General features: G+C 53.3%; 14 protein-coding genes and 1 riboswitch. Of the genes, 8 read left to right on the top strand and 6 right to left on the bottom strand.

Annotation, left to right across the window (positions count from 1 at the left end; genetic code table 11):
- Window positions 1-151: 151 nt before the first annotated feature.
- The 3 genes from B0B12_RS00070 to B0B12_RS00060 are packed head-to-tail and all read right to left on the bottom strand — an operon-like array spanning window position 152 to window position 3,784.
- On the bottom strand, window positions 152-1,411 hold the full coding sequence (locus tag B0B12_RS00070; protein WP_076665494.1) for a homoserine dehydrogenase: 1,260 nt from the start codon (window positions 1,409-1,411) through the stop codon (window positions 152-154).
- Window positions 1,392-2,450: a homoserine O-acetyltransferase family protein gene (locus B0B12_RS00065; protein ID WP_083704025.1), complete on the bottom strand. Its 1,059-nt coding sequence runs from the start codon at window positions 2,448-2,450 to the stop codon at window positions 1,392-1,394. Before B0B12_RS00065 ends, B0B12_RS00070 begins: the two co-directional genes overlap by 20 nt.
- Window positions 2,450-3,784: an O-acetylhomoserine aminocarboxypropyltransferase/cysteine synthase family protein gene (locus B0B12_RS00060; RefSeq protein WP_076665492.1), complete on the bottom strand. Its 1,335-nt coding sequence runs from the start codon at window positions 3,782-3,784 to the stop codon at window positions 2,450-2,452. Before B0B12_RS00060 ends, B0B12_RS00065 begins: the two co-directional genes overlap by 1 nt.
- A 285-nt stretch (window positions 3,785-4,069) precedes the next feature.
- A riboswitch (SAM riboswitch) is annotated at window positions 4,070-4,172 on the bottom strand.
- Window positions 4,173-4,429: 257 nt separating this feature from the next.
- Between B0B12_RS00060 and B0B12_RS00055 the strand changes: the two genes are divergently transcribed.
- The 8 genes from B0B12_RS00055 to trpS all read left to right on the top strand — a co-directional run bounded on the left by B0B12_RS00055 (window position 4,430) and on the right by trpS (window position 12,418).
- Window positions 4,430-5,914 carry an SDR family oxidoreductase gene (locus tag B0B12_RS00055; protein ID WP_076665491.1) on the top strand — a complete coding sequence of 495 codons (1,485 nt, stop codon included), beginning with the start codon at window positions 4,430-4,432 and terminating at the stop codon, window positions 5,912-5,914.
- 176 nt (window positions 5,915-6,090) lie between these two features.
- Entirely contained in the window at window positions 6,091-7,038 is a 948-nt protein-coding gene (locus B0B12_RS00050) for a phosphoribosylaminoimidazolesuccinocarboxamide synthase (RefSeq protein WP_076665490.1), read from the top strand.
- A gap of 55 nt (window positions 7,039-7,093) precedes the next feature.
- Window positions 7,094-7,471: an STAS domain-containing protein gene (locus B0B12_RS00045; RefSeq protein WP_007657896.1), complete on the top strand. Its 378-nt coding sequence runs from the start codon at window positions 7,094-7,096 to the stop codon at window positions 7,469-7,471.
- 13 nt (window positions 7,472-7,484) lie between these two features.
- The gene (locus tag B0B12_RS00040) at window positions 7,485-8,402 is read left to right on the top strand and encodes a ribonuclease Z (RefSeq protein ID WP_076665489.1); all 918 of its coding nucleotides are present in this window, start codon (window positions 7,485-7,487) and stop codon (window positions 8,400-8,402) included.
- A gap of 71 nt (window positions 8,403-8,473) precedes the next feature.
- Complete coding sequence (locus B0B12_RS00035; protein WP_076665488.1) at window positions 8,474-9,265, top strand: queuosine precursor transporter; 792 nt, start codon at window positions 8,474-8,476, stop codon at window positions 9,263-9,265.
- Between the two features lie 209 nt (window positions 9,266-9,474).
- Window positions 9,475-10,386: an EamA family transporter gene (locus B0B12_RS00030; protein WP_076665487.1), complete on the top strand. Its 912-nt coding sequence runs from the start codon at window positions 9,475-9,477 to the stop codon at window positions 10,384-10,386.
- Between the two features lie 403 nt (window positions 10,387-10,789).
- Entirely contained in the window at window positions 10,790-11,356 is a 567-nt protein-coding gene (locus B0B12_RS00025) for a copper resistance protein NlpE N-terminal domain-containing protein (protein ID WP_076665486.1), read from the top strand.
- A gap of 87 nt (window positions 11,357-11,443) precedes the next feature.
- Complete coding sequence (gene trpS / locus B0B12_RS00020) at window positions 11,444-12,418, top strand: tryptophan--tRNA ligase (RefSeq protein ID WP_076665485.1); 975 nt, start codon at window positions 11,444-11,446, stop codon at window positions 12,416-12,418.
- Window positions 12,419-12,492: 74 nt separating this feature from the next.
- Here the strand turns inward: trpS and B0B12_RS00015 are convergent, their stop codons facing one another.
- The 3 genes from B0B12_RS00015 to B0B12_RS00005 form a co-directional block, all read right to left on the bottom strand.
- Window positions 12,493-13,332, bottom strand: coding sequence for a sulfurtransferase (locus B0B12_RS00015; protein ID WP_076665484.1), 840 nt, complete (start codon window positions 13,330-13,332; stop codon window positions 12,493-12,495).
- A 68-nt stretch (window positions 13,333-13,400) separates the two neighbouring features.
- Window positions 13,401-13,853 carry a DUF1569 domain-containing protein gene (locus tag B0B12_RS00010; protein WP_076665483.1) on the bottom strand — a complete coding sequence of 151 codons (453 nt, stop codon included), beginning with the start codon at window positions 13,851-13,853 and terminating at the stop codon, window positions 13,401-13,403.
- Window positions 13,850-14,266 carry a DUF6157 family protein gene (locus tag B0B12_RS00005; RefSeq protein ID WP_076665482.1) on the bottom strand — a complete coding sequence of 139 codons (417 nt, stop codon included), beginning with the start codon at window positions 14,264-14,266 and terminating at the stop codon, window positions 13,850-13,852. Before B0B12_RS00005 ends, B0B12_RS00010 begins: the two co-directional genes overlap by 4 nt.
- Window positions 14,267-14,397 lie beyond the last annotated feature (131 nt).

Raw genomic sequence — 14,397 nt, 5'->3', positions numbered from 1 at the left:
ATCCAATTTATAGCATGCTAACTATACAATTAATATACAATTTAAAATGAAAGTCATGCAATATTTTAAATTGAATTATTTTAATAATAATAACCCAATCAAAATATTCTTAACAAGGTATAGACAGTTTGTGAAGTAAAACCTAAACTTACTACTCTCCAATTGCTATAGCTTCCGCCCTACCCAGGAGTTCTGGTACTATATCAAGCACCACGCCGGCAGGTATAGCCGCCACAAACAGCCCTTTCTGCTTCAGCAAATCCTGGTGCTGCTTCAACTGCTGCGGCGACAGCGACACGATAACCTGGCTTTGGTCCGGAGCCTGGCTCCGAATGTCTGCTTTCAATTGTTTAGAAACCTCTGCAACATACTCCGGCTCACCATGTAGCAAAAAGGTCAGTTCCTCCTCTCCTGAAGTGGCGCTTACCTGGCTCGTGCACAACTTGGGGTAGGTATAGCGGTAACCGCGCACAGCCGCCGCCACATCGGCCCACACCGCAGAGCCGGTCGGGTGACTGCCGGCTCCGCGCCCTTTCAGAAACTGCTTCCCGGCAAACTGTCCTTCTATCTCGAGCCCGTTAAATTCGGCTTCCACATCATAGAGGGCATCCGATTCAGGTATAAAAGTGGGCAGCACCTGCAGCGCTACCTGCCCATTGGAAGTCGCTTTTAATGAGCCTACCAGTTTGATGCGGCAGTTCAGGGAGGCGGCCAGTTCGACGGCTTCGGCCGTGACATGCTGGATGCCAAAGTGCAGCACCTCGTCCGGGTGAACCAGCAAACCATAGGCATGGGCGGCCAGAATGCAGAGTTTGTTCAAGGCATCGGTTCCTTCCACATCCAGCGACGGATCGGCTTCTGCAAAACCCAGCTCCTGCGCCTGCGCCAGGGCCGACTGGAAATTACCACGCTCGGCGTGTAGTTTGCTTAATATATAATTAGACGAGCCGTTCAGAATGCCGCGCACTTCTACCAGTGGTTCTGATCCATAGTAGGCTTCCAGCGTCCGGAGCACCGGTATACTGCCACAAACGGATGCCTCGTAGAGTAGGACGCCGCCATGCTTCTGCTGCAAACTGATCAGCTCCGGCAGGTTCTCCGCAATCACTTTTTTGTTGGCCGACACCACAGTCTTGCCCTTTTGCAAGGCTTGCCTCAAAATAACGAGCGCTTCTGCAGGGTCGCTGATCAGCTCGGCAATAATGTCGAGGCTGGGGTCCTGCAACACGTCCTGTACGCTATAAGTGAAGGCGGAGGCGGGCAATGTGCGGGGTTTCTCTTTGTCTTTCACGCAGATGCTCCCAATCTCCCAGCCCAGGTGTCGGCTGGCTTCCACCACATCGTACAGGCCCTGCCCTACGCAACCAAAACCGATCAGCCCAATGCGTTTTTTAAACTTCTGAATTTTCATAGTGAGTGTGTTTTACTGTTTGCATTTCATAAAATTCGCGGATGGCCTGCGCGAGCTGTACCGTCTCCACCAAAAAACCATCGTGCCCGTAGCCAGAATGCAGGAGCGCAAACGTTGACCCCGGCACCAGCCGGTGCAGCTGCTCCTGCTCCCCCACCGGGAAAAGCAGGTCGGTGTCCACCCCGACAAAAAGGCAATTCGCTTTCAGCCGCTCCAGCGCCTTGGCTATACCTCCCCGATCGCGGCCCACGTTGTGCGAGTCCATGGCTTTGGAGAGCAGCCAGTAGGTATAGGCATTGAAGCGTTTGGCCAGTTTTTCGCCTTGGTATACTTGGTAGGTGGCCGCCCGGAAATCGTCGGTGATACTGTGGCCCGGCTCCTGCTGACTCGCCTCGTAGCAGGTATAGTGCCGGTAGGAAAGCATGGCAATGGCGCGGGCCGTTTTGAGCCCTTCTATACCTGCCTCGCTGGTGTTGGTCTGCCAGGTTGGGTCCTGCCGGATGGCCATGCGCTGGCTCTCGTTAAAGGCAATGCCCCAGGCCGAGTGCCTTGCATTGGAAGCCACCTGGATCAGGTTCTGGAACACTTCCGGTTTCAGAATGGCCCACTCCAGCGCCTGCTGCCCGCCCAGCGAACCACCCAGCAAGGTATGCACCTGCGCTATACCCAGGTCCTGCCGCAGCAGGTCGAAGGCGCGCACTATGTCGCGGTTGGTTAGCTGCGGGAAGCTGTGGTAGAAAGGTTGGAGCGTTTGCGGATTAACTGCAAGTGGTCCCGTGGATCCATAGCAGCCACCCAGGGTGTTCGCACAAACCACAAACCAGTCCGCCGGTTCATATAATTTCCCCTCCCCGAAAAGTTCGCCCCACCAGTCGGTGAAGTCTGAGCTGCCCGTGAGGGCGTGGCATATCCACACCACATTGCTTTGGTCTTGGTTGAGTTGTCCATAGGTTGAATAGGCCAGCTGGAAGCCGGGAAGCGTGGCTCCCGACTCCAGTTGGAATTGCTTTTGGTAATGAAAAACTAATTGATCAGCCATTATGCTTCGTTCAGTTCAGGTTGTTCGTGGTGCTGCCGTACTTTGGCAAAGGCCTGTTCCAGGTCAGCTTTGATATCGTCGAGGTGCTCTATACCTGCCGAGAGGCGTAGCAAGGTAGGCGTCACGCCCGCACTCAGTTGCTCCTGATCGGAAAGCTGCTGGTGGGTGGTAGAGGCCGGGTGTATGATCAGGGTCTTGGCGTCGCCGAGGTTGGCCAGGTGACTGATCAGCTGCAGGCTGTTCACAAAAGCCTCCGTCTGCTTTTTGTCGCCTTTCAAGTTAAAGGACAGTACGCCGCCGTAACCTCTTTTCAGGTATTTTTTAGCCAGGTTGTGGTACTTGTTCGACGGCAGACCCGGGTAGTTCACGCTCTCCACCAGCTCATGCTGCTCCAGCCACTCGGCCAGCGCCTGCGCATTTTGCACCGTGCGGTCTACCCGCAGCGAAAGCGTCTCCAGGCCCTGCAGCAGCAGGAATGAGTTGAACGGACTGAGCGCCGGACCGAAGTCACGCAACCCCTCTACCCGCGCCCTGGTGGCAAAGGCGATGTTGCCAAATGGACCGTCCGTGCCAAACACCTCCCAGAAGTTGAGTCCGTGATAGCCTTCTGACGGCTCCGAGAACTGCGGAAACTTGCCGTTGCCCCAGTTGAAATTGCCGCCGTCCACGATCACGCCGCCTATGCTGGTGCCATGCCCGCCAATCCACTTGGTGGCCGACTCCACCACCACGTTGGCGCCATGCTCCAAGGGTCTAAACAGGTAGCCGCCCGCTCCGAACGTGTTGTCCACTATCAGCGGAATGTCGTGCGCTTTGGCCACGGCAGCGATTGCCTCGAAGTCAGGTATGTTGAAGCGCGGGTTGCCGATCGTTTCCACATAGATCGCTTTCGTGTTTTCGTCGATCAGTTTCTCGTAATCAGCTGCTTCGTCGCTCTCGGCAAAGCGCACTTCTATACCTAGCCGCTTAAAAGAAACTTTGAACTGATTGAAGGTGCCACCATACAAAAAGCTGGTGGAAACAAAATTGTCGCCGGCCTGCAGGATGTTGTTGAGGGCGATGAACTGCGCCGCCTGTCCGGAGGCTACGGCCACGGCTGCCACACCACCTTCTAAAGCGGCAATGCGTTTCTCGAACACATCGGTGGTGGGGTTCATGATGCGGGTATAGATATTTCCGAACTCCTTCAGGGCAAACAAGTTGGCCCCATGCTCGGCGTCTTTGAAAACATAGGAAGAAGTCTGGTAAATGGGCACGGCGCGGGAACGGGTAGTTGGGTCTATTTCCTGGCCGGCGTGTAACTGAAGCGTTTCGAAATGATGTGTATGAGACATAGTCGTGCTGTTTAAATTTTGAAAAATATAGAATAACTTGTTTTAAGACAAGAAGAAGAGTGCAGCTACAGTCGTTCGTTCACAGGATCTACCTGTGGCTCGACGGAATGGCAGCAAAAAATACGGGGATTGGTCGTGCTACTAGCAACAGCAGCAACACATGCACATTCGGCTACAGCAGGTGGTAGCGGAAACAGCCGCATGCGAAATAACCGGGTTTGGAGTTGCCGGTGTAAAAAATGAAAGAAGTTGTGTTGGCTTGGTTCCCTTTTCCATAACGTTATCAATTTATATGCATCCGGACTTCCGGAATCAGGAATTAGCACCTTGCCCGAGGCTGGTTGCTAGCGCTTCACAGAGCCTGTCTCTCCGCGCTTCTTTATAAATCGATACCCACAAAGGGATATCAGACTTGATGATGCAAAGCTAGAGCAGCATTTCAAATAATCCAAATTATTAATTCAAATAATTTCAAATTCACCTAAAAAACCAATTTTACACCTATGGCTATCAAGAACTTATACACTTTATAGTATAACCCACTTATACCTGTTGGTTTACTATCTCCGAATAAGTATAATTGCCTTCGCATAACAATCACCTGCTATACCTGTTGTGCAGGTATACACTATCCGGAATACCCGCATGAAAATACTTCTGACCGGCGCGAACGGCTACATAGGCAAACGACTCCTGCCCGTGCTAGTAGAGGCGCAACACGAGGTGGTTTGCCTGGTGCGGGACCCGCGCCGCTTCGAAGTGCCCGACAGCCTGAAGGACAAGGTGCAGGTGGTAAAAGGGGATCTGCTCAATCCGGAAAGTTTACAGAATCTGCCTCGCGATGTAGATGCTGCCTACTACCTGGTGCACTCCATGGGCTCCGGCTCAGCCGACTTTGAACAAGCCGAGAAAACTTCTGCCGCGAACTTCATCCGCTACCTCAACACCACGGGTGCCAGGCAAGTGGTATACCTGAGCGGCATTGCCAACGACGTCCACTTGTCGAAGCACCTGACCTCGCGGCGGCAGGTGGAGGACGTGCTGGCCCAGGGCAAAGCGTCGCTCACCGTACTGCGGGCGGCCATCATCATCGGTTCGGGCAGCGCCTCGTTCGAGATCATCCGCGACCTGGTAGAAAAGCTTCCGGTCATGGTGACGCCCCGCTGGCTCAACTCCCGCTGCCAGCCCATTGCCATTCGCGATGTGATCTTTTACCTCACCGCTGTGCTGGGCCGTACAGACTGCTATGATAAACGTTTTGAAATTGGCGGGCCTGATGTGCTGACCTACAAGCAAATGCTGCTGCAACTGGCCAAGGTCCGAAACCTGAAGCGCTGCATTTATACCTTGCCGGTCCTTACGCCCAGGCTTTCCTCCTACTGGCTGTACTTTGTCACGAGCACCAACTTTGCGCTGGCCCGCAGTCTGGTGGAGAGTCTGCGCAACGATGCGATGGTGAAAGACGAGAGCATACAGCAGCTGATTCCGCACAAGTGCCTCAGTTACGAGAGCGCTCTGAATCTGGCTTTTACCAAGATGGAGCAGAACATGGTGGTGTCGAGCTGGAAGGACGCGCTGGTGAGTGGCACCATCCGACTCAACTTCATGGATTTTGTACAAATACCAGAACATGGCGTGCTCACCGACCGGCAGCGCATGCGCTTCGACCGCGCCCCGGAAGAGGTGCTGGAAAACATCCTGCGCATCGGGGGCGAGCGTGGCTGGTACAAGACCGACTTTCTGTGGGAGATTCGCGGGCTGCTCGACAAAATGGTGGGCGGTGTGGGCCTGCAGCGTGGGCGGAGGCACCCTACCGATGTGCAGGCGGGCGATTCCATTGATTTCTGGCGTGTGCTGGCCGTTGACCGCAAAGTCGGGCGCCTCTTGCTCTACGCCGAAATGAAGCTGCCCGGCGAGGCCTGGCTTCAGTTCAGAATCTGTCGGGAGCAGGACGGAAATCACCTCGAACAGCTGGCCGCCTTCCGTCCCGATGGCCTGGCGGGCAGGCTGTACTGGTATGCCATGCTGCCTTTCCATTTTGTCATTTTTAAAGGAATGGCGCACAACATCATTCATTACCAGGAGCCCTTGAGAAATAAAATTTCACCCCCGGCACAACATTCTCGATAATGTACAAACAATAGATTTCATAATATAAAACTATCACTATACTTAAGAGTATACAGCAGTGTCCGGACGCAGAGGCTTACCCTTTCTGTTAAGTCATTTTACATTTATACCTATACCTTGTCACACTCACCCACAAAAAAAATTTAACTTTGCCCTTCTCAAACCCAACAGACCTAATGGAGGCCATAAAAGAAACGAATTTCTCCTTCGCCGGACAAACCGGTTTTTACAGAGGCAAGGTACGCGATGTTTATTATTTCAAGGACCGTCTGGCCGTGCTGGCCACGGACCGTATTTCGGCTTTTGATGTGGTGCTGCCGAAGGCCATACCTTACAAAGGACAGGTACTGAACCAGATAGCGAGCATCAACCTGAAAGCCACTGCCGACATAGTGCCGAACTGGGTGCTTTCTACGCCAGACCCGAACGTGACCATCGGCTACCGTTGCGAGCCTTACAAGGTGGAGATGGTGATCCGGGGCTACCTGGCCGGGCATGCCTGGCGCGAGTACAAAGCCGGCAAGCGCAGTGTGTGCGGTGTGACGCTGCCAGAGGGTCTGCGCGAAAACGACAGACTGCCTGAGCCGATCATCACCCCGACCACCAAAGCGGATGAAGGACACGACGAAGACATCTCGCGTGAAGAAATTATTGCAAAAGGCATTGTATCTGAGCAAGAATACATTAAATTAGAAGCTTATACCCGGGCCCTCTTTGCGAGAGGCACGGAACTGGCCGCACAGCGCGGGCTGATACTGGTCGACACCAAGTATGAGTTTGGCAGCTACAACGGCGAGGTATACCTGATCGACGAGATCCACACGCCGGACTCTTCGCGCTACTTTTATCTGGAGGGATACGAGGAGCGCCAGCAGAACGGCGAGTCGCAGAAGCAGCTGTCGAAAGAGTTTGTGCGGCAGTGGCTGATCGAGAACGGCTTTCAGGGAAAAGAAGGACAAACCGTGCCTGACATGACCGATGAAGTGGTGCACAGCATCTCGGACCGCTACATCGAGTTATATGAAGTTTTCACGGGGCAGCCGTTTCACAAAGAAAGCTACGAGAATGTGCTCTCACGCATGGAGAATCACATCGTAGAAAACATTTTTAACGAGAAAAATTAGAATTATTAACGTGGATTTTGGTACATTCGCGTTTAAATCCTTTACTGGTAGATCTATGAAGTACACGATTGATAAGAAAGAAAACTACACGATTATCACGATAGACGAGAAGAAACTGGATACTTCAATCGCTCCGGATTTAAAATCTGAGTTCGTGAAATTGAACGCCGAAGGGATCACCAACCTGATTCTTGACCTCAATAACGTAAAATATACCGACTCTTCAGGCCTGAGCTCTATCCTGATTGCCAACAGACTTTGCAACTCCTCCAACGGTTTGCTAATTCTGACCAGCCTGCAGGACCACGTGATGAAACTGATCACGATCTCTAAACTGGAGTCTGTGCTTAACATCCTTCCTACGGTGGAAGAGGCGATCGACCGCGTGTTTCTGCACGAGATCGAGCAGGACCTGACCAACAAGGAAGACTAGCAAACCCTACTTTGTGGATTTCGAACTCAGGATACTCGGCAGTTCGTCGGCCACACCCTCGGCAAACCGGCACCATACCGCCCAGTTGCTGACCATCGACAATCAGTTTCACCTGATTGATTGCGGAGAAGGAACCCAAATGCAGCTGATGCTTTACAAAATAAAGCATCAGCGCATTTCTAACATCTACATCAGCCACCTGCACGGGGACCATTACTTTGGTCTGGCGGGTTTGCTTTCTACCATGCACCTGCAGGGCCGCCAGCAGCCCCTGCACCTCTTCGGCCCTCCCGGCCTCTCCGAAATCCTCAGCCTCCAGCTCAAATACTCCGGCACCAACCTGACTTTCAAGCTTATTTTCCATGAGCTGGACACCACCATTTACCGCAAAATTTACGAGGACAAAAAGATCACGGTCCATACCTTGCCCATGGAGCACCGTGTGCCTTGCTGCGGTTTCCTGTTCCGCGAAAAACCCAAGCCGCGCCCGCTCATCAAAGAAAACCTGCCTGGCTTCCTGACGCCGCCGCAACTGGTGCGCCTCAAGTGGGGCGAGGATATAAGAGACGAGCATGGGAATGTGCTGGTGCGCAACTCGGTGGTAACACTGGAGCCCAAGCGCAGCCGCAGCTACGCCTACTGTGCCGACAGCAGGTATAAGCCCGACCTCCTCCCCTATTTAAAAGGCGTAGACCTGCTTTACCACGAAGCCACCTTCCTGGACGACATGCGCGAGCGCGCCCACTATACCTTCCACAGCACCGCCCGACAGGCCGCCGAGATGGCTGCCGCCGCGCAGGTACGCCACTTGCTGCTCGGCCACTTTTCGGTGCGCTACAAAGACCTCACTCCTTTGCTCGAAGAGGCAAAAGAAGTATTCGCGAAGTCTGACCTGGCCACCGAAGGCAGCATCTTTTGTGTGCAGGAGTAAGCGACGCGCGAGCTATACCTGCATCCATATTAATTACAAAATCCCTATCTTGCTGCCCCATTCCTATACCTATGGCAGCAACCCCGGACCTCGAGAAAAAACGCACGAACCTGTTCCTTGTCCTGAGTGGCATTTTTCTGGCCAATGCCCTGCTGGCTGAGCTGATCGGGGTGAAGATCTTTTCGGCGGAGGCGCTCCTGGGTATGCCGGGTGCCCAGATTGGGCTTATGGGCGAGAAATTTGACTTTAACCTCACGGCCGGCGTTATCATCTGGCCCGTCGTGTTCGTCACCACCGATATCATCAACGAGTACTTTGGCAAGAAGGGCGTCCAGAAGATCAGCATCCTCACCGTCATCCTGATTCTGTATGCTTTCCTAGTGATCACGGTGGTAACGGGTCTGCCGCCCGCTGCGTTTTGGCTGGAGCTCAACAACCAGGATGCGGCCGGGAATCCTTTTAACATTGACTACGCTTTCAACTCCATTTACCGGCAGGGGCTGGGGATCATCATCGGTTCACTTGTGGCTTTCCTGATCTCGCAGTTTCTGGATGCTACCGTGTTTCACTGGCTGCGCTCCTTTACAGGCAGCGGCAAGATCTGGCTGCGGGCGACGGGCTCTACGCTGGTGTCGCAGCTGATCGACAGTGTGGTGGTGCTTTTTGTGGCCTTCTACATTTTCGGCAACTGGCCGCTGTCGCTGGTCATGTCGGTGGCTGCGATCAACTACATTTATAAATTTTTCATTGCTATTGCCCTTACGCCAGCCCTATACCTAGCACACTATCTGATAGACGGTTACCTGGGCCAACGCACCGCTGAAGCCATGATAGAAACAGCTGCCGAAGAAAGCGAAAAATAGCCTGTGTTATTAAATATTTGCTTTTAACCTCAATAGAGCCGTATCTTTGCGGTCTTGCAAAACGAAATGGCCGCACACTTAGCGCATACACAGATTTTCATCACGGGGTACGTCCTGCACGACCTCTAAAATGACCCACCTTCGCCATTGGGTCTGAGGACCCGCTCGTACACCTAATTTTCTACTGTTTTTTTTCAGAAGGGACATCTATGTTCAGAGGCATCCTTTTGGTATTTCTCGGAGCGTGTAGCTTCGGCATACTATCCACATTCGTAAAACTGGCCTACCAGGAAGGCTATACCTTGGGTGACGTCACCGGTACGCAGGTCTTCTTCGGCTTCGTGATACTCTGGAGCATTGTGCTGCTACGGCACCTGATGGGCCATCGCACACTGGGGGTTACTGCCACAGACAAACTGAAGCTGGTGGCCATGGGCACCAGCACGGGCCTGGTAAGCATCTTCTATTACAAGTGCGTGCAGGCGGTGCCGGCCTCTATTGCCATCCTGCTGCTAATGCAGTTTACCTGGATCAGCCTGCTGCTGGAGTCGGTGATCAAACGCAAAATGCCTGAGCTGTCGCAGGTGGTGATGGTGCTGCTGGTGCTGCTGGGCACAGCCCTGGCGGGCAGGCTTTTCTCCGGCACCATACCTGACTTCGACCTGGCCGGTGTTGGCTTTGGTTTGCTGGCGGCGTTCTGTTATTCGGTGTTCCTGATGATCAACGGGTCGGCCGGCAATAACCTGCACCCGACCACCAAAAGCGCGCTTTTACTGACAGGCGCTACTATCTTGGTGCTGAGCATTTTCCCGCCCATGTTCCTGGTAAATGGTTCTTTGGGAGACGGCCTGTTCAAGTGGGGCTTGCTGCTGGGTGTCTTCGGCACGGTCATACCGCCGCTGTTCTTTGCCTACGGTATACCTAAAACCGGCCTGGCGCTGAGTGCCATCCTCAGTTCTGCGGAGCTGCCGGTGGCGGTGGCCATGTCCTACTTCGTGTTGCAGGAAGAGGTATGGCCGGTGCAGTGGCTGGGCGTGGCGCTCATCCTGGCCGCGATTGCGGCAAGCAACCTGAACCGACTGTACCAGCGACAGAAGAGCAGAAAGCTGACAACAGCCTAAACGATAAAGAATTGATTTTTATACCTAACCCGAGCAAGCCTATGATGTAATTGACTTTGAACTATAAGATTTGATTTGATTTTTTTTTGAATGGCTAGGTGCCTGCTCCTGAGTGAAGCGCCTGGTCATTTGTTTTTTAAAGGGAGAATGGAATCGTGTGACCGCAGAAAGGATACAATTAGTAGCTGCCATTTTAGTTTCTCTCAACCGCCTCCGCCTCTCTTCCGTATCTCACATCCTGACTACAGGCAAGCGGCAAACATCACAGAAGCAACCTCCGCTACAACACACAATAAATTAATTTTTCAGCAGTTAAATCAGAAATAGTCTGGCTGGCAGCGTGCCGCTGAAAAACTGGTATATTTTCTGATAAGATCACCCCGAACGACAAATACAACACGACATGAAAGCAATTATCGCACTTTTCGTCCTATTCTCACTCACCCTTGGTTTGCAGCAGGCACAGGCACAGTCAGGTAAGAGCTACCAGGAGTGGCTCGAGGAAAACCGTGCCGGCGGCAAGAAAACAACGGCAAAGGCCCCGTCCAAAAGCAAAGCCAAACCAACCAAAGCAGAAGCTACAGCAGCTGAGCCAGAACCGGAGGCAGCGCCTGTGCTGGCACCACCAAGCGGCACTTTCAGGGGTACCCTAGCCTGCAAAGACTGCCAGGGCATCCAGACGGAGCTGACGCTGAGCCCGGGTGCAAAAAGCTCCAGCGGATCCTTCAACATGAAGCAGGTGTACATGGGCAAGCCGGCAGACAAGAGTGTGGTGAACAGCAGTGGCAAGTGGTTCCTGGCCAGGGGCAACAAGCAGAATCCGGACGCCGTGGTGCTGCAACTCATCCCTACCGCCGGCGACATCGACCCGATGTATTTCATGCAGGTGAGCGACACCGAAGTAAAGCTGCTTACCAAAACACAGGACGAGGTAGAAAGCTCCAAAAACCACTCCCTCAAGAAACTTTAAGGCACCAGGTATAGAATTGTCGTAGTCGGGCTAGGCGTGTTTTGAGCAATTTGCGTTATTTTGCAGTTGTAAACCATTTTCCCGACTATGGCACGATACCTTACGGGCATTCAGAGCACAGGCCGTCCGCATTTGGGCAACCTGCTGGGTGCTATCCTCCCGGCCATCGAACTTTCGAAGGCATCGCAGGAGCAGGCGCTTTATTTTATAGCCGACCTGCACTCCCTTACCACCATCCGCGACCCTCAGGTGCTGCGTCATAACACCTACTCGGTGGCCGCCGCCTGGCTGGCCTGTGGCTTCGACACTGATCAGCACATCCTATACCGCCAGTCGGATGTTCCGATGGTGACCGAGCTGAACTGGTACCTCAACTGCTTCGCTCCATTCCCGATGCTGGCCAATGCGCACTCATTCAAGGACAAATCGAGCCGCAGAGGGCTGTCTGACGTGAACGCCGGTCTGTTTACCTACCCGGTGCTGATGGCTGCCGACATCCTCATGTACGATGCCAACATCGTACCTGTAGGAAAGGACCAGGTACAGCACCTGGAGATCACACGCGACATTGCCAGCTCGTTCAACCACAACTACGGGGAGACCTTTGTGCTGCCCGAGGCGAAAACCGACGAAACCGTGATGACCGTGCCCGGCATTAACGGTGAGAAGATGAGCAAGTCTTACGGCAACATCATTGACATATTTGAGGCCGACAAGCCACTGCGTAAAACGATCATGAGCATCGTGACGGACAGCACCCCGCTCGAGGACCCGAAAGATCCGGATGAGGACACCACATTTAAGCTCTACAGTCTGTTGGCTTCTCCGGAAGAGATTCTAGCGATGCGTAACAACTACCTGAACGGTGGCTACGGCTACGGCCATGCCAAGCAGGCGCTGTACGAACTGATCGTGCGCAAGTTTGCCAAGGAGCGTGAGCTGTTTGCCTACTACATGAACAACCTGCCCGAAATAGATAAGAAACTGCTGGAAGGCGCTGAAAAAGCGAAAGCCATTGCTACTCCGGTTCTGGAGCGCGTACGCCAGAAATTGGGCTACTAGGCGCTATACCTGCTAAAACAAAAGCGGCTGCTGAACATGATGCTCAGCAGCCGCTTTTGCGTTATACCTATACCTTAGGCGCCCGTTCCGATCGGGCGGTCGTTACGCGACCACTCGCTCCAGGAACCCACGTAGAGCGTCGGTATACCCAGGCCCGCCTGGTCCATGGCCAGCGCCGTATGGCAGGCCGTTACGCCCGAGCCGCAGTGCACCACCACATGTTCCAAGTTACGTCCACTTATGACCTTCTCATATTTCTCCCGCAGCGCTTCCGGTGATAGGAAAGTGCCATCCGCGGTGAGGTTTTGTTGAAACGGAATGTTGACTGCCCCCGGAATATGGCCGGCTACCAGGTCGATTGGTTCGGTCTCGCCCCGGTAGCGGGCGGCATCGCGCACATCCACCACCAGGTAGTCCGGGTCTTTAACCACCTCCGCAACTTCCTCCATCGAAATAGTTGGCAGCTCCCAGGCTTTGAAAGGGTACGGCCCCGTTTGCTTTGCCTGTTCTGCTGCGCTGCTGACAGGTATAGCAGCTGCAACAGCCGCCTGGTAACCGCCGTCTAGCACCTGTACAGGAGCATGCCCTGCGGCACGCAGCATCCACCAGAAACGCGAGGCGGCGTTTGCTCCGTTCATGTCATCATACACCACCACATGGCTGCCAGGCGCTATACCTAAACGGCCCAGCAATTCGGCAAATTTTTCCGGTTCAGGCAGCGGGTGACGGCCTCCCTGGGCTGGGTTAGGCTTGACGTCGGCCAGGTCTTTGTCCAGGTCCACGTGCAGTGCGCCGGCCAGGTGCTCCTGTTCGTATTTGGCACGGGCATTGGGGCCGGAGCGGGCGTCGATCAACACCAGATTATTGTTGGGCAGGAGCGAGCCGAGTTCTTGTGCGGAGATAAGTGGTAGCATAGTGAGGTGATAAATTTTGATAATTTAGTTGATTTTTTGTTTACGATGAAGGTAGACACTTACCCGGTTTATACTCCGAATTGCCGCAAATGATGGTCGGAATGTTTGTACACCAATATCCCGACCTGTTCCTTCGTCATTTTCCCAAAGAAATCGTGGATGAAGGCCGGGTTATCGTAGCTTTCATAAGCTTCCGTCAACGAAATCCATATCAGCTTCTCTGCTTCCAGATCGCCACCAGTCTCCTTTGCTTTGAATTGGGAAGAAGTCGGGATGTTCCGATCAAAGGGCTGCGCATCCTTGATCATTTTCCGCAAGGCCATTCTGCCAAACACCTTGCCCAGCAAAGTCTGGCTGTAGGTAGGGTTGTCCTTCCCCAACATCCACCCGTTCCAGTAGGTATTGTGCTCCACCATTTGGTAAACGTTCATCTTACCCCATTGGGCGCTTTTATCGGCCGAGATGGCGGCTATTCTGATGATGATCTCGTCGCGGGTAGGCTTGTCAAAAATCGTCTTCATTTTCTGCTCGATTTCATGGCTTTTACTTTCTTCAGCTTGCTGTTAGCTACAAATTCCTCGTATTCCGCCGTTTCCACACCATAAATGGCAACCTTGCCCGCACTGTCGCAATGCACGCCAAATCCGTAGGTTTTAGGCAAAGGCGACGCTCTGAAACAGGCCTGCCCCTTTGAGAAAAACTGCGCTCTCGCCTGACTGTAATCAGCTTCTGCCACATCATTCCGGTCTGCAAAAACCCGAAACAGGACATCATCGGAGGTATAGCGGTACGGGTTCTTGGCAATCAGGTCGTACTGCATTTCGGCAATCGTCTTTTTGTCGCCTTTTGAAGTCGGTATGATGCCACAAATTGCCTTGGTGTCTTCCGCCACTTCGATGAAGGTGTTGGTGTAATTGGTGGTGTGGGTTTTCATGGTGGTTTGAGGGAAAGTGATGGGTGTAAGGCTGTTAACGTTTTGTAAAGGCTGTGAACGAGGTGTAACCGAGTATGGAGCCTGTGCCGTGTTGGTTTGAGCTTTTCTTACTTTTTCTCAATTGTCACAGG

Origin of the sequence: Pontibacter indicus (assembly GCF_900156345.1) — a bacterium.
Lineage (GTDB): Bacteria > Bacteroidota > Bacteroidia > Cytophagales > Hymenobacteraceae > Pontibacter > Pontibacter indicus.
This window is presented reverse-complemented; position numbering and strand designations above follow the sequence as displayed.